This is a genomic window from Staphylococcus sp. HMSC34C02 (assembly GCF_001838705.1).
Taxonomy (GTDB): Bacteria; Bacillota; Bacilli; order Staphylococcales; family Staphylococcaceae; genus Staphylococcus; species Staphylococcus borealis.
Window position 1 is genome coordinate 60,072 of record NZ_KV838583.1, and the last position, 20,425, is coordinate 80,496.

Sequence of the window (20,425 nt, forward strand, 5' to 3'; positions counted from 1 at the left end):
ACACTTTTTTATCTCTACTCAAGTAGTTACCCTTTCAAGATGATGATTTTCTACTAAATAAAAAAGTACAAAGTATAATCAGTTATTTGCTATCTCTATACAAAACGACTACTTTACATTAAAATGGAAGTATATAAATTATGGAGGTCATCGGTATGAAATACCTCGTAACTTTTATTTGGGCAGTCATTCTATTACAAATGGTTAACTTTGTATTGAATAGTTTAAATGGCGGTGGATCATTAAACTTTATTACGCCATTAATTCTAGCAGTTGTCTTTACAATTGTTATTGCTATTTTAGGTGCAATGATAAAACCAGATGACTTTACCCGCCAAGGTAACAGACATATTTAATAACATAGCATGTTTATTAAAGAAACAAATGCGATAAGTGAAACAAGTACACTGTTTCATTTATCGCTTTTTTAATTTGATAATAAAGTACCTAAACTACTTCTGGATGCCCTTCAGTACCCCATCAATAATGCTAATCTATTTTTCATCACTATGTCTGAAAAGTAACGTTGCTTTCTACTTGTAATAGTCATTATCCAAATTACCCCAGTGTAATGATTAATATATGTGTTACTTATAATTAAACAGGTCCTATACCTTACCTTTTTTAATTCCTTTTACAGGGTTCAAATCAATCTTTATTATTCAAACTGACTTACCATTTTTCTTTACCTACATCTTGTCCATAATCCATTTCCTCTTCACTATATATACCGCCATTTTTATAATAATTATGAATTTGTTCTTTTATTGATAGTTCCTTTTTAGAAAATACAACCTTTCCGTCATTAGTGACATATATATCTAAATCATCACCAATCTCCAAATCAGCTTGCTTTAAAATATGTTTATTTAAAGTAATTGCTTGACTATTACCATTTTTAAACACTTTTGCGGGGTTCATTTTAGATCGCAACTTTCTTTTCGCTTAATATTATTATATAAAATGTACTTACTTAAGCATATGTTTTGTTATCTTACATATTGTTTCTCAAATAGTGTGGGTGAGACGCCTCTAGGAATAGCATCAGATTAAGACAATACTCTAATCAAAAAGCAATTCATCACAACTTACAAGACTTTGAAAAAGGCTTCTAAAGCGATGAATTGCTTACCCTCACTAACCATTGGCTTAAGCCATGCCTAGGGCAAGCGAAACCAACACTATCCAGAAAATGACTAAACTTCCCACAAAAAACCTAGAAAGTGCGCATCACACTCTCTAGGTTTCCCATAATCATTCATTATTCATTTTCAGGCTTTTGTACATCGAAAGTTAACGCATCGTTGCCATCTAAATCTACTTTAATTAAAGTACCCTCTGGCATACTTTCTTTAATCATCATACGTGCTAATGGTGTTTCAATTTGACGTTGTACAAAACGTTTCAATGGTCTTGCACCAAATTGTGGTTCGTAAGCTTCTTCACCTAACCATTTTTTCGCGTCATCAGAAACTTCAATAGAAAGTCGTTGATCCATTAAACGAATATTTAATTGCGTTAAAATTTTATCAACAATCATACTCATGTCGTTAACAGATAATGGTTTGAATAATACAATATCATCCATACGGTTTAAGATTTCAGGTTTAAAGAAAGCATGTAAGCTATCCATTACAGCTTTTTCAGTATCTTCAGTAATTTCACCTGTATCTTTGACATTCTCAAGTAATACTTGAGAACCGATGTTACTAGTCATAATGATAATTGTGTTTTTAAAGTCAACACTACGTCCCTTAGAGTCAGTTAAACGACCTTCATCTAAGATTTGAAGTAACACGTTGAATACATCACTATGCGCTTTTTCAACTTCATCAAGCAAGATTACTGAGTATGGGTTACGTCTAACCGCTTCAGTTAATTGACCACCTTCATCATGACCTACATAGCCTGGAGGGGCACCAATTAATCTAGAAACAGAGTGTTTCTCCATATACTCACTCATATCAATTCGAATCATATGTTTTTCAGAATCGAATAATGATGCAGCTAATGATTTAGCCAATTCAGTTTTACCTACACCAGTTGGTCCTAAGAATAAGAAACTACCAATTGGTCTATTAGGATCTTTAATACCCGCACGTGCTCTTACAACAGCATCAGATACCAAGTCTACCGCTTTATCTTGACCTACCACACGTTCGTGTAAGATATCACTTAAACTTAATAATTTTTCTCTTTCTGTTTCAACTAATTTAGAAACTGGAATACCAGTCCATTGACTTACAATGTCGCCAATTTCTTCGTCAGAAACGACTTCACGAATCATGCGTTCACTGTCACCTTGTTCATCTTGATACGCTTCTTCAAATGCTTTTAACTCTTTTTCTAATTGAGGAATTGTACCATATTGTAATTCAGCTGCTTTTTCAAGGTCGCCTTTAGTTTGTGCATCTTCTAAAGCTTGACGACTACGGTCTAATTCAGCACGTTTTTCTTGTACTTTTGCGATTTTTTCTTTTTCTTGTTCAACACGAGATTGTAATGATGCTTGTTTTTCTTTTTCATTTGAAAGTTCTTCTTGTAGTTCTTCTAAACGATGTTTACTAGCATTATCAGATTCATTTTTTAATGCACTTTCTTCAATTTCTAATTGCATGACACGACGGTTCACTTGATCTAATTCAGTTGGGTTTGAGCCCATTTCAGTACGAATTGTGGCACAAGCTTGGTCGACTAAGTCGATGGCTTTGTCAGGTAAGAATCTATCAGTAATGTAGCGATCTGATAATTCAGCTGCTGCTACTAAAGCACGGTCTTGAATGCGTACACCGTGATATACTTCGTAACGTTCTTTCAAGCCACGTAAGATTGAAATTGTGTCTTCTACGTCTGGTTCACTTACACCAACTTTTTGAAAACGACGTTCTAATGCAGAGTCTTTTTCAATATATTCTCTGTATTCATTTAAAGTAGTAGCACCGATACAATGTAATTCACCACGTGCTAACATCGGTTTCAACATATTGCCGGCATCCATTGCGCCGTCTGTTTTACCTGCGCCTACTAACATGTGAATTTCGTCAATGAATAAGATGATTCGTCCATCAGATTCTTTTACTTCTTTAAGCACTGCTTTAAGACGTTCTTCGAATTCACCTCTGAATTTCGCACCCGCAACTAAGGCACTTAAGTCTAATTCGAAAATTGTTTTATCTAATAATGATTCAGGTACGTCTTTACGTACAATACGTTGTGCCAAGCCTTCAACAATCGCTGTTTTACCTACACCTGGTTCACCAATTAAGACTGGGTTATTTTTCGTTTTACGACTTAAAATTCGAATGGTATTACGAATTTCTTCATCTCTACCAATGACAGGGTCCATTTTACCTTGGCGTACCTCTTCAACTAAGTCACGACCATATTTCTCTAAAGCTTCATAATTTACTTCTGGATTTTGTGAAGTCACATGATTTCCCCCTCTAACTTTAGTAATAATTTCCTTTACAACTTCTTCTTTATTTCCAACAATCTGTTTTGTTGTATCATCGATATCCATCGCAGCACGTAGGACGTGTTCCATTGAGATATAGTCATCTTCGTATTCTTTCATATATGATTCAGCTTTATTTAATAATTCATTCGATTTTGAACCAATATATTGTCCATATTGAATATTATCTCCTTGTACTGAGGGATATTTTTTTAATTTTTCGTTATATGCTTGATTTAATCTATCTGTATCGATATTTGCGCGTTCTAATATACTTTTAAATAAACTATCAGTTTCTTCTAAAGTTCCTTTTAAAATTGCTTCGATTTCAATGTTTTGTAATTCGTTTTCTTTACTCAATTCAATGGCTTTTTGTAATGCACCTTGAATTGCATATGTCATTTGATTAATATCCAAATTTTTCACCCCTATTGATTTGATAAGAGCAAGGCCAAGTACTTCTTTGTTTTTGACTTTGACTTTCTTTGACCTTAATTACATTATAGACCCTCTTAAATGATTAATCAACAGTTATACTCATTTTTTTATTTTTCTGAAATAGCTTGTACACGCATGTTTGACGGGAGTGGGACGGAATTCTTTTAAATTCGTCGTCCCTCTCCCAACTTGCTTTGCTTGTAGAATTTCTTGATGAAGTTCTCTTTGCTGGGGCCCCGCCCGCAAGGATGACTAGAACTGAGAAAAGCTCTATTAAAGCGCATTCTCAGTTCAGTCAGCTACTGCGAATTTGCAAAATAGCCTCATTATATTATTTATGTCCCAGACGCTTTTATGCTATGTTTTATCACAGTTCCTTCTGGTATAAACATCAAATTATCGTCAAATTAAATAAGAGACCGAAACGGAATTCTTATCGAATTCATCGTCTCAGTCTCACACAGATGACTAGTATTGAGTTAATTAAAAGTGCATTCTCAATTTAGTCAGTTAGAGCGCATGTGCTACATAGCTCAACTGTTTATTTTTGATTCAAACGCTTAGCATATCTTATTTATTATTCGAATTTTTCTTCATCGCTTTAATTATTTCATCAGATAATGCTTTTACACCACTATTTTCAAGGTGAACGCCATCTGGTGCGAAGTATTCAGGATGTCCTGCAGAGCGTTGGTACCAATCTACTAAGGTTACATTTTTATGCTTTTTAGCAGCATTAGCAAGCTGTTTATTAACGTTATCTTGCCAATCACGAGGTACACGTGTATTTACTAAATAAATTTGTGCTTTACCAAACTTACTGATTAATTGATTTAATTCTTCCTCTGTAAAATCACCGTTAGTACCTAGTTCTAAAACAACTTTATCTGAAGGTTTATTATAGTTAGAATAATTGCCTGCAATTGAGAGCGCCTCTTGTAAATGACGACCTACTTTACCATCAATCGTTGCTTTAGGCACTTGAGATTTAAATGTCTCACCAATATCTACCATTACTGAGTCTCCAATGAGTAATGGACTTATATCGGTATACACCTGTTTTTTACTTTTACTATTACTATTTGAACCATCGATTTTTATATTTTCACCAGGCATCATTCTGATTAAATATTTATCTTGCTCATTCGTATTAAATGAATTTGCTTTATTTTCAATGTCATCTTTTCCAAAACGGTCAAAGACCCCAATAAACATTAATACTATTGGTATTAAGGCTATTATTGATATGATCGTTCTAATGAATTTAGGTCTTTTTAGATGATTGAATGAAAATGCCTTGAAACCTTCACGTCTAAACGGTGTCTCTACATATCGATATGATAATTCAGCAAATAATACTGTAAGTACGATATCGATAACATACACATAGATTGGAAGCTGTCCATCAACAAAGTGTATGTGTATAAAACTTATAACAGGAAAATGCCATAGGTATAAACTGTATGAGCGTTTACCAATATAAACGAATACGCGATTACCTAACGCTTTAGCTAAAATGCTAGATGGATGTACTACACTAGCAATAACGAATAACGTCATACCTGATATAAGATAAAATCCACCATTATAAATCCATGAACTCGTATCTTTTACTGTGAAGAATAAGTATATCAGTATGAGAAGTCCTATTATACCGATTCCATCAATAGAACGTTGCAGCACCTTTGGCGGATGTGCTTTCAATTTAAACGGTGGCCATAAAAATGCTAATATTACACCTAATAATAATGTTTGTAAGCGTGTATCTGTCCCAAAATAAACTCTAGAATATCCAACGTTGGGTTGAGAAATAACGACCATCGTTAATAAAGATGCTAGAGAAATAATCCATAATATCAAAGTGACGTTGCGATATTTTTTAATTGTTAAGAGTAAAATAACTAACACGAACGGGAAGAACAAATAGAACTGTTCTTCAATTGCAAGTGACCATAAGTGTTTTAATGGCATAAATGAAAATTGCTCGAAGTAGTTAACATCTTTGGCAATATACCACCAGTTCGACACATAGAATAATGCGGCTATAATGTCATGCTTAACTCGTACAATTTCCTGTGGTTCAAATATTAATGTAGCAATTCCAACGACGATTAATAACGCAACAACTGCAGGAAGTAATCGTTTTATGCGTCGTAACCAGAATTGTTTCAGGTTTATTATGCCCTTTTCTTCGTATTCCTTTAAAAGCAAGCTTGTAATTAAATATCCAGAAATAACGAAGAAGGTATCTACACCTATGAATCCCCCTGTAAGCCATTTCCTGTTTAAATGGTAGATAATAATACCTAAGACAGCAATTGCTCTTAGTCCATCTAAACCAGGCATGTAACGCATTTTAGTCTTACGTTGATTCCCTTTTTCAAAATCTTGTTTCATTGTTCACATTCTTTCCCTATTAAATAATAAATTTTGATAAATTCATTAATTACTAAAGCACTGAAAATCAGGATAAAACGAAAGTCGATGATCAACAACATGAGTGAATATGATTTAGCTTAATATTCTTTAATATTTTAATGTGTATGATTAAATCGAGTTTTATACTTAGATGTCTGAGCTTGAACTATAATATTATTTTATATAATTTGGCGCATTTATTATAAATTTTCATAAATGCAAGTACAATTTAAATCATTTTATATTGTAATTCTTATGTATTGTAGTATAACGCTTAAACAAATTCAATTTATATTACAATTATGTCATTTATTAACATCACTTTGTCACTATACGCACTGAAGATATAACTTTGAATCGATATCATTAAAAAGTTAAGATCATTTAAAATAAAAAAACAATAGTACATCATCATCGTGTACTATTGTTTCTAAGCGATTAATTAACCAACGCCTAATGCAATTTTAGCGTATCTTGACATCATGTCTTTATTCCAAGGTGGATTCCAAACAATATTAACTTCTGTATCTTGTATTTCTGGAATTTCAGCTAATACTGTTTTAATTTGTTCGATAATTTGTGGTCCAAGTGGGCAGCCCATTGAAGTTAGTGTCATTTCAACTGTACACAAACCATCATCATCAACATTCACTTTATATACTAAACCTAAATTAACGATATCAATACCTAATTCAGGGTCAATAACCATTTCAAGTGCACCTAGGATACTGTCTTTTAATGCCTCTTCCATTAGTATCACCTCTCATTATTTATCTTTACACTAATATATCAAATATCCGACAAAACGCCAATAAAATGCTATGATACCACTAAACGATTAAAGACGTTATAATGACACTATAGCGTTGATTTAATGTATCACCTTCACAGACATTTGATATAAAATGATAGTGAACTTTATTCTATTGATATGTAGCTTAAGGAGAAATATATGAAACCTTATTTAATTTGTTTAGATTTAGATGGAACATTATTAAATGATAATAAAGAAATTGGTGAGTATACTAAAAAAGTACTTACAACCTTAAAAAAACAAGGTCATCAAATTATGATTGCAACTGGTCGACCTTATCGTGCAAGCCAAATATATTACCATGAGTTAAATATGGACACACCTATTGTAAACTTCAATGGTGCTTATGTGCATCATCCTAAATCAGATGATTTTAAAACGACCCATGAAGTTTTAGATGTAGACTTAGCTAGAAATATGATTGAATCACTTCAAAAAGCAAAAATTACAAATATTATTGCTGAGGTACGCGATCATGTCTTTACTAATAATCACGATCCTAGATTATTTGAAGGTTTCTCAATGGGTAACCCTAAAATAGAAACAGGTAATTTATTAGAAGAATTAGACGAAGCGCCGACATCTTTACTTGTAGAAGCCGAAGAAATTTACATACCTAGAATCAAGCAAATGCTTACGCGTTTCTATGCGGAGAATATTGAACACAGACGTTGGGGTGCACCGTTCCCAGTCATTGAAATTGTTAAACGTGGTATAAGCAAGGCACGTGGGATTGATCAAGTCAAAGATTATCTAGGAATCGAATCTTCTCACATTATCGCTTTCGGAGACGAGGATAATGATATCGAAATGATCAAATATGCTAAATATGGCATTGCAATGGACAATGGCCTTGATGAATTAAAACATATTGCTAACCATATTACTTATTCAAACAATGATGACGGTATCGGTCGTTATTTAAATGATTTCTTTAAATTAAATATACCTTACAAAGGTTAACAATCAATTCATAAAGTGAGACAAATGTATATTTTTCTAATGTCTCACTTTTTTACTATATGTTTATGGAGGAATATACGATGCGAAAGATTATTGTAGTCGGAGCTGTTGCGGGTGGTGCAACTTGCGCCAGCCAAATCCGTCGTTTAGATAAAGACAGTCAAATTACCATTTTCGAAAAAGACCGCGACATGAGTTTCGCTAATTGTGGCTTGCCTTACTATCTCGGCAACGTTGTAAATGAGCGAAAAGATGTATTACCGATTACGCCAGATATGTTTAAAGAGAAGAAAAATATTACAGTAAAAACGTATCACGAAGTGATTGCCATTAATGATAAAGCTCAAACCGTTACAGTGTTAAATCGTGAAACTAAAGAAACATTTGAAACTAGTTATGACAAACTCATTTTAAGTCCAGGTGCAGGTGCTAATTCATTAGGCTTTGATAATGATTTCATTTTCACTTTACGCAATATGGAAGATACTGATGCAATAGATCAATTTATTGAGCAACATCAAGTTAAGAAAGCATTGGTCGTTGGTGCAGGCTATATTTCATTAGAAGTCTTAGAGAATTTATATACTAGAGGTTTAGAGGTTACATTAATTCACCGTTCTGAAAAAGTAAACAAGTTAATGGACCAAGATATGAATCAAGTTATCTTTGACGAGCTTGATTCACGTCATATACCTTATCGTTTAAATGAAGAAATCATTAGCATTCATGACCATCAAGTAACGTTTAAATCAGGTGTCATAGAAGACTATGATTTAATTATTGAAGGTGTCGGTACACACCCAAATTCAAGCTTCATCGAGTCGTCAAATATAGCATTAAATGACAAAGGGTTTATTCCAGTTAATGAGAAATTTGAGACGAATATCCCTAATATTTATGCATTAGGCGACGTCATCATTTCTTTCTATCGCCATGTCAATCTGCCTGCACAAGTTCCTTTAGCATGGGGTGCACATCGTGGCGCCAGTATCATTGCTGAACAACTTGCTGGTAACGATCATATTACTTTCAAAGGATTTCTAGGTACTAATATCGTTAAATTTTTTGACTATACATTAGCAAGTGTGGGCGTTAAAGTTGAAGAATTATCTCAGTTTGATACTCAAATGGTTGAAATTACTTCTGGAACACATGCTGGTTATTACCCTGGAAATACAGAAATCCACTTGCGTGTTTACTTTGATGCTGAACGTCGTCGACTATTGCGTGCTGCCGCAATTGGAAAAGAAGGCGTAGATAAACGCATTGATGTCATTTCAATGGCAATGATGAGTGGCATTACTATTGATGAATTAACTGAATTTGAAGTAGCCTATGCGCCACCCTATAGTCATCCTAAAGATTTGATTAATATGATTGGCTATAAAGCCCGGGATTTATAAAATATAGCCCTTAAATGATTTTGTTAATAACAATCATTTAAGGGCTATACCTCTTTCATGAATCACTTATCTTATTTTAACTAATTCCAAAAAGACTACTGATTGGACCCCATGGTAGGATAATACCTAATGCCATAGTAATAATGATTAAAATAATTGTTGCCCAGAATAAACCGTGGCTTGCTTCGTGTTTCTTACGTTTCGCAATAGATACTTCCATTAATGCAACTACTGCGATACCACAAAGCATCTTCAATGTTAACAACATATGATTACCGCCACCGCCATGACTAGCGGCCATAAATTCTTGAATTAACAACCAAAATCCTGAGAACAATGTAAGTAACATAAAGACTCTCAAGGCCATTTGTAAAGGTTTAAACATAGGTGTAGGACCTTGTGATTTTGAAATATGTAAAAATGCAATTACATATAAAATAATTGTCAATGCCCAACTTGCAATATGCATATGTAACAAGACTAAATTCCCCCAATACTATTGATTACTTTTTTACTTAATCATCATATCATATCTATATCCAAACGTATTGTTAAACGATAAAAGGAGTGGTGCATCGAGCGCATGATGCGTTCAATTTACCACTCCTATATAAATATATGGAATCAAGAAAGACGTATTGTGTACGTCATCGCAATTGAGTCAGTTACTGATTATGAGCTAGTAATGACAATTTATATGTTGAATAGCCGTTAATCTTTTGCGATATAAGTAGTTAACGTACCAATATTATCAATCGTAACTTTAACTTCATCACCTGGTTGTAAGAATTGAGGTGGTTGTAATCCTGCACCCACACCAGCTGGTGTACCAGTAGCAATGATATCTCCTGGATGTAATGCTACATATTTAGAAATCTCTTCAATTAAGTCATCAATTTTATTAATCATTTGACTTGTATTACCATCTTGACGAATTTCATTGTTAACTTTAGTTACAATATTAACATTTTCTGGTGTTGGTAACTCATCTTTAGTTACAATGTAAGGTCCCATTGGGCAACCACCAGTTAAACTTTTAGATAAAAATGCCTGATCTTGTTCATTTTGTGCTTTACGGTCAGTGATGTCATTAATAATTGTGTAACCATAAATATAGTCCAATGCTAACGCTTTTGGAATTTTTTCTCCAGATTTGCCGATGACGATACCTAATTCGCCTTCATAATCTAATTGATCAGTGATATCTTTATGATTTGGAATTGTTGATTCATCACCAGTTAATGATGATGCTGCTTTAGTAAATACGTATAAACGTTGTACCTCATGATTTAATTCACTTGCGTGATCTTGGTAATTACGACCGAATGCGATAACATTATTTGGTGGTGTAACCGGTGGCAAGAATTCAATATCATTGAAAGCGATTTTGAATTCTTCTGCTTTACCACTATCTTCAGCTGCGACAACTGCTTTACGTACTTGTTCTTGGAAATCAAGTGTTTGGTTTTGTTGTAAACCTTCTAATAGTGTTTTAGGGTGGAAGTCACCTTCGCCAAATTGTGCAAACACTTTTTTTAGATCCCAAACTGCGTCTTCACGCTTAACTTTTACGCCGTAAGATTCAGCGTCATTATAATTGAATGATAGAAATTTCATTCAGTATCAACTCCTCATCTATATCTTAATACATATTATAACTTTAATCTTTGCTAAACCACAAATATATATATCTGAAATTTTAGAAATTTAGTGAATTGGATGATATTTAATTAGAAGATCGTTTGTCACCGTCGTCAATACTCATTTGACCAAATTGGAAGAAATACAGATAACCATACACTTTAGAATTCAAAATCGTTTCTAATGTATTTTGATAATACTTCATTTGAATTTTATATTTATCTCGAAGTTGATTACCTATTTCTTCATCCGTCATACCCCTACGTTTATTAAAGGCATCCGTCTTATAATCTACAAAGTAATATTGCCCGTCTTTTAAGAAAATTAAATCAATCATTCCTTGAATTATTGATACATCTTCATCCTCTTCAGGCATTTCGTCAACACGCGCTTGATTTACAACAAACGGTAACTCTCTATATACTTCATCAGCTTGTGTAATCGTCATATACAAGTCACTTCTGATAAAATTCATAACTGCTTCAAATTGAATATCTTTCTTAGCGTCCGCTTCAATGATATGCTTTGCGATTAACTCATCAATATAATCATTTAATTCTGTTTCAGTCATTCGTGTGTCTTTAAATGGTAAATGTTGCATAACTGTATGCATTAAGGTACCAATTTCATTAGCTTTTCGATTACGATTAGCGCTTAGGAATTTTGGTCTTTCATACGTTGAAACACCTATACGATATTGTCTGACTCTTTCATAACTTGTGCCACTTTCTTCTGTTTCTAATTGTCGCTTTAATTCAGAAACGGATTGTTTTGATGGCTTCTCCGTATCCTTTAAGTAAGGATATTCAAAAGAGAGTTGTTCATTAATTTGTTGTTTCAAAGCATCATCATGAGTGCCTTCTGTCTCTAAATCCGAAACGCTACGACGTTCCTGCTCGGACTCACTATTTTCAATCGAAAGTGCTTCAAAATGTACGACCTTAATTTCCACAGAAGGACGTAAACTTTCATCTAATTGATCAATTGATTTTTCAAATTGATATTCCGGTAATAGAGATGAAGATTGATACTTAGCTAAAATACTATAAATTAAATCAAAAGGTCGATCAGCGGATAATCGCTTGTGTAATGCAATATGATTATTTGCAATAGGCAGTCGTTCAAATTTTTCTAAGACTTCTTCCTTATCAATTGTCCCAATAAGAATGAGTTGTTCTTTAGCACGGGTCATAGCCACATACATCAAGCGCATTTCTTCTGAGATTAATTCTTTTTCAGTAATTGATTTAATGACTACTGATGATAGAGAAGGATACGTCACATTTTGTTCCAAATCATAATAATCAATACCCAGACCATATTTTTGGTTTAAAATTAGTGGTTTACGTAAATCACCTTTATTGAAATTTTTAGAGAGTCCAGAGTAAATCACATATGGGAACTCTAAACCTTTACTACTATGAACTGTCATCATTCGCACCACATTATCATTAGGTCCTATAACGTTCTCTTCACCAAAGTCTTTATTGCGCTCGATTAATTCATCAATAAACCTTATGAATTGATATAATCCTCTAAAGCTTGAATTCTCAAATTCCACTGCTTTGTTGAACAATCCATAAAGATTTGCACGTCTACCTTTACCACCTATTAAGCCACTAAAATATTGAATAACATAGTGGTCATTATAAAATTTGTCTATGAGTTGGTAAACTGGGTGCGACTGACTATAGGCTTGATACATTGTTAAATCATCGATAAAACGTTGTAACTTTTTAACTAATGCTGGTCGCGCTTCCTCATCTTTAATATAGTGCATGATAGATTGATAGAAATAATCATAATTCATACTGAGCACACGTATATGGGCTAATTCATCTTCTGTGAATTGATAGATTACCGATCTCATCAATCCAACTAGATAAATATCTTGCAATGGATTATCGACAGTTCTTAAAAAAGATAAGACTAATCGCACTTCAGTTTGTTCGAAGTAGCCTTCCTTACTATTTACATGAAACGGAATATTATTGTCTTTAAATACCTGTTGTAAGTTACGTGCATTTTTCAAACCTCTCTCAAGTATGACGATATCTTTGAAAGTCGCCTGTCTATATGTTTCCGTCTTCATGTCATATACCTGTTTATTTTCAACGATATCTTTAACTTGTTCAACGATATAACGGGCTTCTTGTTCTAATTTTTCTAAATCCGTATCACTGCTTTTATCTTGAACTAATGCATGTAATTCAAGTGGCATAGATTTATCAGAATATTTAGTAGCACCAAAATAAAGTCGTGCATCAGCATCATAATCAATTTCACCAACTTCTTCATCCATCATATGATCAAATAAATAGTTGGTCGTGGCGAGCACTTCTTTACGCGAACGGAAATTTTTAGATAAATCAATTCGCATACCAGTTCCATCACCATTCTTTGTAAAACGATGATATTTATTCATAAATAGCGTTGGGTCAGCTTGTCTAAATTTATAAATAGATTGTTTAACATCGCCTACCATAAATAAATTACCATTAGACTCATCGCCACGTTTAATTTTAGATATAATAGCTTCTTGTACTTGGTTTGTATCTTGATATTCATCTACTAATATTTCTGAAAACTGGGCACGATATTCTTTAGCGATGGGTGAAGCATTTCCTTCTTGATTAGTTAATATTTGTAATGCAAAGTGTTCATAATCAGAAAAATCTAGAACGTTGCGACTACGTTTCTTATCAGCAAAATCATTAATAATATCTTTAACAATTCGAACAAGATACTGTATTCTTGGTGCTAAACGCTTCATATCTACCTTTAATTCTTCAAAAGAACGCATTAAATACTTATTTTTCACATTTAATAATAGCTTTTTATAGTCATCATAAAAGTCTTTCGCATTTGTTAAAAATTGAGCACTTATACCTGCGTCTTCATTCGTGTCTTTTAATTTTTTAGTAATTGTAGGCAATTTTTCAGAAGCGTAATTAAGAATTTCTTCATAATTTATTACATTACCCTCTAGCATTTTTTCACATTTGTATTTTTCTAATTTAATAACATCTAAATGTTTTTCTGCTTCTATACAATTTAAAAAGTTATTTTCCGCTTCTAATAAGGTACGGTATGCTGCTTTGATATAAATTTTTGCTAGTTTTTCTAATTCTTTTAAATATGCTTCATGTTTATCTTCATTGTCATAGATATCAACTAATGAATCTAGCCACTCAAATGGTGATGGATTAGCGATACTAAAGTTGTAGAAACGCTTTAATAAATCTCTAAAACTATTATCATTTCGGTCATTCGATAATTGTTCCACAAGCGTAAGAAACTCAACATCTGGTGTTTCATAATGCTTTTCTAGTACCTCATCAATAGCTTGTTCAAGTAAAAGTACATTTTCCACATCACTTATAGTACGGAAATTGGGATCTAAATCAATGACATCATAGTGCTGTTGGATAATCTTTAGACAGAAACTATGTAGTGTTGAAATTTGTGCTTGATGAATTTTAATACGTTGATTCTTTAAATGTTCATTGCTCGGATCTTCAATTGAAGCTTGTTGAATACGTTGATCTACACGATGTTTCATTTCTCTAGCACTTAAATTTGTAAATGTTACAACAAGTAATTTATCAACATCTATTTCGTCTCTAATTATTTTTTGGATAATCCTTTCTACTAAAACGGCAGTTTTGCCGGAACCAGCAGCAGCGGCTACTAATATATCCTGCCCATTAGCATATATACTTTTCCATTGCGCATCTGTCCATTGCGCATCTTTAGGTTTAATCGGAATATCATTCATTATTATCACCACTTTCTAACTCGACATCTTGTACTGCTTTAATAGGGTCTATTGTTTCATCTACATGACGATAATGTTTACTATCTATCATCGTATCCACGTGACAAACAGATTTAAAATTACAAAACTGACATGGGAGTTGGTCATCAAATTTAAGTGGTGCAACTTCAGTGTGACCTTTCATAATGTTTGTGGCAGTATTTATAAAGTTGTCTTTATTGTGCTTAATAAATTTATGAATCGTTGTTTCATCAGCCACACTACTTCCCCTACTACCAATACTTCCATCTTTCTTCAAACTAACTGGAACAATATCAGATTTGCCAATGTCTTCTAATCGAATATCTAATGCATCTACGACATCCATATCACTATTAACTAATCCACGTAATTTATATTCTTTCAAAAACGCTTGTTCCAGTTTATCTTCTGTTAAAGCATCATCTTGCAATTCGCCCCAATCTTTAAAGTTAAGACGTTCATCGTGGACATGGAAATACAATAGCCCACCTGGTTTAATTTCATTTGACAAGCCCAGTCTTTGGGCATTTTGCAATGCAATATCCATATAAGTCATCATTTGCATTTGTTTGCCATAATAAACCTTTTTCAAATCTAATGTCGCACTCGGATTAGATGATTTATAATCAATGATATTTATATAACTCGTATCATTCTTAGTATAAGCATCTATACGATCAATTTGTCCGCGTATATTAACTGGAATACCTTGTTCTGTAATTAATGGTTGTGCAATAAGTTCTTCACTGTTCTTAGGTGATTTTCTAAATCCTGCTTCGAATCGTTGCGGTTTAAACTTTGTATTTTTATTTTGGTAGCGTAAAGCTTTCAACGTACTTTCAACAATAACACCAATTCGTTTAGACATATATCGGTAGTACGCATTTGAATCCATAAGATTAAACTGAACTTGCGGCAATACATTTTCTAAAGCTTCTACAGTTAATGCGCGAATCTTTTTATTATCAAGATTTTTAAAATCGCCATTAATCTTATCAGAAATATACTTTAATGCAGTATGGAAAATATTACCTAAATCGAAATTTTCAAGTTTATATTTCGTGCGTTCATTTAATCTTAGACCATGGTTCGCATAATGTTTAAATGGACAGTCATTATATCCTTCAAATCTAGAAACGCTGGCATTGATTGTTGAACCATATAATGATGCTGCCAACGGTTCATCTAATTGCACCGTTTCATTGTCATATGTCAACGCTGTTAATAAGTAACTTAAACCACCGTTCAATTTGTCATTATCTCGCATAACTTGATACGCATCTACCCATATATCTGCAACCATCTCTGCTTCCAACCAACGCTTTAACGATTCAAATAACGCTACCTTAGTTTGATGCGGATGTTCCATTAAAGAAATAGGTTGAGCATTATGTTTATAGTGAATATTCGTTACTTCTAAACCATTAAACAATGCTTGTATTTGGTCAAGAAACGGACTCTTCTCTTTATCCTCGCCTTTAGCCCCCATTAAGCTATATGAAAATGTAACTTGGTCACTTCCACGTGTCATCGCAATATAGCAAACAAACGCTTCATCCATTTGTAAGATATCTGAGGTTGGACTCAATTCAACTTGTGTCTGTTGCTCAAACATTTTCTTTTCTTCATCAGTTATTAAACTAGAAGACGAAACAGGTTGTGGCATTGCGCCATCATTCATTCCAACCATATAAATATGCTTTTTATTGTCTACCTTAGCCAAATCCATTGTCCCTATACTAACTTGGTCGAGTGTTTGCGGAATCATAACAAACTCTAATTGTTCCAAACCAATATCAAAAACTTCTAAAAAGCGTTTAAGTGTCATATCTTCATTATCAAATACAGTGACTAAATCATCTAATATTTGGATAAGGCCATTCCAAATTTGGTCAATTTCTTCCGCTTCTTCATGATGACCCTCGACATCTAGTTGATCCCGATGTGTCATTAAATATTTTGGTAAATCAAATGACTCCATAGTTTCATAAAATGCTGTCGCAAGCCCTCTTACATTATCCGCTTCGTTCATTGCCTTTTCGAAAGTTACTATTTTATCGATAATATCATGCTTCAAATTAACGACTTGCTCAAACGTTTCTCGTTCTTCAACAGTCAATTTATGCTCTTTTCGGCCCATTTTAGTAAAATTATCTACACTAAATAATTTATCATCGAGCCAACGTTTGCCATAAACACCACGTTCAACTACAAAATTCTCTAATAAATCAATTAAATACGCACTATCTTTAAAATGATTAGACAAAATATTGGTTTTAATTAAGCGCATCATCGGACTCATATTCCAGTTCGTTTGAATTACTTCTAAAAGCGAACGCACCATTTCCATGATGGGATGATGTGTCATTGATCTTTTGGTATCGATATTAAATGGGATGTCATATTGTGGAAGTACAGAGTCAAATAAATAGGCATAGCTTTCATCGCGATACAGTATAGCGATATCTTGGTATCGATATTGCTTATCTCGTGTATCTTTTATAATTTGGCGAGCCACTTCATTCACTTCTTCACGTATACTTGATGATTCTAAAATATTAATATTACCTTCATAAGTTACAGGATTAATTTGCAGTGCATCAAATTGTTGTTCCAATTGCATTAAATCTTTGTTGTTAAAACGATGTTGTTGTTTAAATAATTGTTGTTGTAAGTCTATATTTAAATCATTAGCAATTTCCTTTAAGTGGGTTAATACTTCGGATGGTTTTCTAAAGAGACTGAATGGATCTTCATTACCATCTGTTGTTAGAAGGACTGTAACTTTTTTGGCATTTTGTACCAGCGCTTTAATTATTTGATATTCCAATGTAGAGAAGTTATGAAACCCGTCTATGTATATTTCTGACCTTTTAATCCATTCTGATTGATTTAAAATATCAATAAAATGATTTAAGCTATCCTCTGAGGTAATAAACGCTCCATTTATACGTTCCTCAAAAGATTGGTATATGAGGGATATATCTTCTAATTTATGTTTCGTTCTCGTACTTATGTCATTATCTTGCAAAAAGGATTTCAAATGTTCAGGCGTAACAGCATATTTCTTAAAATCTTGAATTTGTTCACTTAACTTCTCACTGAATCCATAGTAATTCACTTGTGATCGATATAATTTGAGTTCAGATTGATGTTGTTGAACAAGATCATAAATCATCATCTCAGTGGCTGCTTGCGTTAATCGTTCTTCAGTTAATCCCCCTACTTCCTGAAAAACTCTATAACTCAAACGTTCAAAGTGAAGCACTTCAGTTCTTAAACTTCCATTCAATGCCTTGTCACTTACAAAAGCTTGTTCTAATTGAAACGTACTTTGAGTTGGTGCGATTAAAATAATCGGATCACCAAGTGGGTCATCTTTCATTTGTTGCTTTATATTATTAATCATATAATGGGATTTACCTGTCCCGGCTCTACCTATGTATGCGTTCAACTCCATTATTCCCACACTCCTTTGAGTTCATTTTAACATAGAACATACGTTCCTAAAAATGTTTTGTTGCATTAAAATAGTGAACAAAAAAAGACTGGTTGGAATCTCTATAACATTCCATTTCCAGCCTTGATAGCTATATATCAAATTATTAGCCAATGCTTTTATTTATCGTTGTCAGGATTAAAATTAAACTTAAATTCACTGAATGGCCAAAATCTAAATGATACTTTACCTACAATTTGATCTTTATCGATTAACCCGAATGCTCTACTATCCTTACTCACTTCTCGATTATCACCTAAAACTAAATACTTATCTTTAGGTATAACATTGGATTTAGGATTGGCATTTAGTAAATCTTTCGTTTCAAATGAACCCGTAATATATTCTCCTTGTTTACGCTTTTCATTGTAATCAAGATACGGTTCATCTATCTTTTTACCATTCACATATAGTTTGTCATCTTTGTAAACAACACTATCTCCCGGCACACCAATAACACGTTTTACATAGTCGTCTTGTTGATTCGCGTGAAAAACGATAACGTTCCCTTTTTTAATGTCTCCAACTTTATATCCTAAAATATTGACCATAACGTGTTCGCCATCTTTTAATGTTGGATCCATAGAATCGCCTTTAATCGTATATGACTTAGCGACGAAGTTTACCATTACCCATACAAGTAATAAACCTACCGCTATGGCAACAATCCATTCAACTATTTCTTTTTTCACTATTAACACCTCATCTACTTATTAAATTGATAGGTAAATTCTTTAAATGGATAATATTTCAAACTAACATCTCCAACAATATCGTCTTTATCTATTAATCCATATCTACGTGAATCACTGCGTTTATCACCATTATCATTTAAAACAAAATATGAATTTGGTGGAATAATATCACCATCAGAATCATGTAAATCTCTTATCGCAAAATTATTAATATCTCTATTTTTAGCATAAAATTTGTCAACTTGTCTATCATCTCTATACAATTCACCATTTCTGATTTCTATAGATTCACCAGGTTTACCCACTAATCGACCAAAGTGCATTTGATCATTTTGGCGATACATGATGATATCACCATCATCCAATAAGTTAAAGGTGATTTTAATTTTATTAACAATGACGCGATCACCTTTATTTAAAGTGGGAGACATATCGTTAGTTTGAACGACCGCACCTTTAATGATGAACATTTGTATAAAAATGACAAAGAGACAAGCAAATAGTAATGCTACTACCCAACTTGCAATTCTACGCACGTTGTCACTCCTTGTCCGAACCCATAAAATAGCCTTCTACTTTCTTACCAATAAACCATAATGCTATCGTTACCATTATTATCATGACTGCTCTAAAAGGATGTGTAAAAAAAGTTGTTACACTTTTTCCCATAATTGCCAAAAATGTGATAGAAATAAGCTTAGATACAAGTAAAATCATAAAGTAATATTTACCTCTAATATGAGACAAACTAGCTACAAAGTTGACAAGTGTATTAGGGGTAAATGGAAAGCACATTAAGATAAATATAGGTACCAAACCTTGTCTGTCAATAAAATGAATTAATCTTTCGACTGATCGTCTTGATTTAATCCGTTTCATAAAGTTGGCATTCACGAATTTTCTACAGAAGAAGAAGACAGTGTAAGTACCTGCTACAACACCTAACCAACTCACAATCGTACCTGCTAAAAAGCCATACGCATGAACACATAAAATAACATACAATGTTAATGGAAGCACTGGTACAATGGCCCTAAAAAATAATATGATAAACCCAGCTAAGTAACCAAAACCTTGTAATAAATCAAACCATTGTTCAATTTGATGAAACACAGTTACATCAAATCCTTCCTATTGAATTAACAGTCATTATTTCATAGAAATATTGTACACTGTTTCATTTATAAATCTACCTCTATGGTTACAAATCAGTCATAGGTAGTAGTTAGAACTCATTCCTTAGCTTTAATATAAAGGTATATAATAGAAAGGGAGTGGAACAGAATTCTTTTAAATTCGTC

The 20,425-nt window shown here is 33.1% G+C and carries 14 protein-coding genes; 3 read left to right on the forward strand and 11 right to left on the reverse strand.

The features are described 5' to 3' along the window. The first annotated feature begins 155 nt into the window (after positions 1-155). Positions 156-356, forward strand: a complete 201-nt coding sequence (locus HMPREF3239_RS06495) for a YjzD family protein (RefSeq protein WP_053029740.1) — start codon at positions 156-158, stop codon at positions 354-356. Between the two features lie 316 nt (positions 357-672). On the opposite strand, the gene HMPREF3239_RS06500 is transcribed toward HMPREF3239_RS06495, so the two are convergent. From HMPREF3239_RS06500 to HMPREF3239_RS06515, 4 genes are all read right to left on the reverse strand, one after another. Continuing rightward, positions 673-921, reverse strand: a complete 249-nt coding sequence (locus HMPREF3239_RS06500) for an AbrB/MazE/SpoVT family DNA-binding domain-containing protein (protein ID WP_070855093.1) — start codon at positions 919-921, stop codon at positions 673-675. Positions 922-1,261: 340 nt separating this feature from the next. Beyond that, the gene (gene clpB, locus HMPREF3239_RS06505; protein WP_070855094.1) at positions 1,262-3,871 is read right to left on the reverse strand and encodes an ATP-dependent chaperone ClpB; all 2,610 of its coding nucleotides are present in this window, start codon (positions 3,869-3,871) and stop codon (positions 1,262-1,264) included. A gap of 591 nt (positions 3,872-4,462) precedes the next feature. After that, positions 4,463-6,289 (reverse strand): acyltransferase family protein, encoded by a 1,827-nt coding sequence (locus HMPREF3239_RS06510; RefSeq protein ID WP_070855095.1) that lies wholly within the window; start codon positions 6,287-6,289, stop codon positions 4,463-4,465. Between the two features lie 463 nt (positions 6,290-6,752). Then, complete coding sequence (locus tag HMPREF3239_RS06515) at positions 6,753-7,061, reverse strand: metal-sulfur cluster assembly factor (RefSeq protein ID WP_011276244.1); 309 nt, start codon at positions 7,059-7,061, stop codon at positions 6,753-6,755. Positions 7,062-7,262: 201 nt separating this feature from the next. On the opposite strand from HMPREF3239_RS06515, the gene HMPREF3239_RS06520 reads away from it, so the two are divergent. Then, positions 7,263-8,087: a Cof-type HAD-IIB family hydrolase gene (locus tag HMPREF3239_RS06520; protein WP_070855096.1), complete on the forward strand. Its 825-nt coding sequence runs from the start codon at positions 7,263-7,265 to the stop codon at positions 8,085-8,087. An 80-nt stretch (positions 8,088-8,167) separates the two neighbouring features. After that, positions 8,168-9,490, forward strand: a complete 1,323-nt coding sequence (locus tag HMPREF3239_RS06525; protein ID WP_070855097.1) for a CoA-disulfide reductase — start codon at positions 8,168-8,170, stop codon at positions 9,488-9,490. Positions 9,491-9,566: 76 nt separating this feature from the next. Here the strand turns inward: HMPREF3239_RS06525 and HMPREF3239_RS06530 are convergent, their stop codons facing one another. The 7 genes from HMPREF3239_RS06530 to HMPREF3239_RS06560 form a co-directional block, all read right to left on the reverse strand. Then, on the reverse strand, positions 9,567-9,968 hold the full coding sequence (locus tag HMPREF3239_RS06530) for a YisL family protein (RefSeq protein ID WP_037538693.1): 402 nt from the start codon (positions 9,966-9,968) through the stop codon (positions 9,567-9,569). A gap of 233 nt (positions 9,969-10,201) precedes the next feature. Then, a complete protein-coding gene (locus HMPREF3239_RS06535; RefSeq protein ID WP_053029751.1) occupies positions 10,202-11,107 on the reverse strand; it encodes a fumarylacetoacetate hydrolase family protein in 906 nt (301 codons plus the stop codon). A gap of 109 nt (positions 11,108-11,216) precedes the next feature. Beyond that, the gene (gene addA / locus HMPREF3239_RS06540; protein ID WP_070855098.1) at positions 11,217-14,909 is read right to left on the reverse strand and encodes a helicase-exonuclease AddAB subunit AddA; all 3,693 of its coding nucleotides are present in this window, start codon (positions 14,907-14,909) and stop codon (positions 11,217-11,219) included. Continuing rightward, the gene (gene addB, locus HMPREF3239_RS06545) at positions 14,902-18,390 is read right to left on the reverse strand and encodes a helicase-exonuclease AddAB subunit AddB (protein ID WP_070855099.1); all 3,489 of its coding nucleotides are present in this window, start codon (positions 18,388-18,390) and stop codon (positions 14,902-14,904) included. Before addB ends, addA begins: the two co-directional genes overlap by 8 nt. 158 nt (positions 18,391-18,548) lie before the next feature. Then, positions 18,549-19,121, reverse strand: a complete 573-nt coding sequence (gene lepB / locus HMPREF3239_RS06550) for a signal peptidase I (RefSeq protein WP_053029760.1) — start codon at positions 19,119-19,121, stop codon at positions 18,549-18,551. 14 nt (positions 19,122-19,135) lie between these two features. After that, on the reverse strand, positions 19,136-19,660 hold the full coding sequence (gene lepB, locus HMPREF3239_RS06555) for a signal peptidase I (RefSeq protein WP_070855100.1): 525 nt from the start codon (positions 19,658-19,660) through the stop codon (positions 19,136-19,138). Between the two features lie 4 nt (positions 19,661-19,664). Beyond that, entirely contained in the window at positions 19,665-20,237 is a 573-nt protein-coding gene (locus tag HMPREF3239_RS06560) for a TVP38/TMEM64 family protein (protein ID WP_070855101.1), read from the reverse strand. Between the last annotated feature and the right edge of the window lie 188 nt (positions 20,238-20,425).

What these genes read in the sequence shown, in the direction of transcription:
- HMPREF3239_RS06495 (WP_053029740.1), top strand. Translation starts at nt 156, where the DNA reads ATGAAATACCTCGTAACTTTTATTTGGGCAGTCATTCTATTACAAATG.
- HMPREF3239_RS06515 (WP_011276244.1), bottom strand. Translation starts at nt 7,061, where the DNA reads ATGGAAGAGGCATTAAAAGACAGTATCCTAGGTGCACTTGAAATGGTT.
- addA (WP_070855098.1), bottom strand. Translation starts at nt 14,909, where the DNA reads ATGAATGATATTCCGATTAAACCTAAAGATGCGCAATGGACAGATGCG.
- HMPREF3239_RS06535 (WP_053029751.1), bottom strand. Translation starts at nt 11,107, where the DNA reads ATGAAATTTCTATCATTCAATTATAATGACGCTGAATCTTACGGCGTA.
- addB (WP_070855099.1), bottom strand. Translation starts at nt 18,390, where the DNA reads ATGGAGTTGAACGCATACATAGGTAGAGCCGGGACAGGTAAATCCCAT.
- HMPREF3239_RS06525 (WP_070855097.1), top strand. Translation starts at nt 8,168, where the DNA reads ATGCGAAAGATTATTGTAGTCGGAGCTGTTGCGGGTGGTGCAACTTGC.
- HMPREF3239_RS06520 (WP_070855096.1), top strand. Translation starts at nt 7,263, where the DNA reads ATGAAACCTTATTTAATTTGTTTAGATTTAGATGGAACATTATTAAAT.
- HMPREF3239_RS06500 (WP_070855093.1), bottom strand. Translation starts at nt 921, where the DNA reads ATGAACCCCGCAAAAGTGTTTAAAAATGGTAATAGTCAAGCAATTACT.
- HMPREF3239_RS06510 (WP_070855095.1), bottom strand. Translation starts at nt 6,289, where the DNA reads ATGAAACAAGATTTTGAAAAAGGGAATCAACGTAAGACTAAAATGCGT.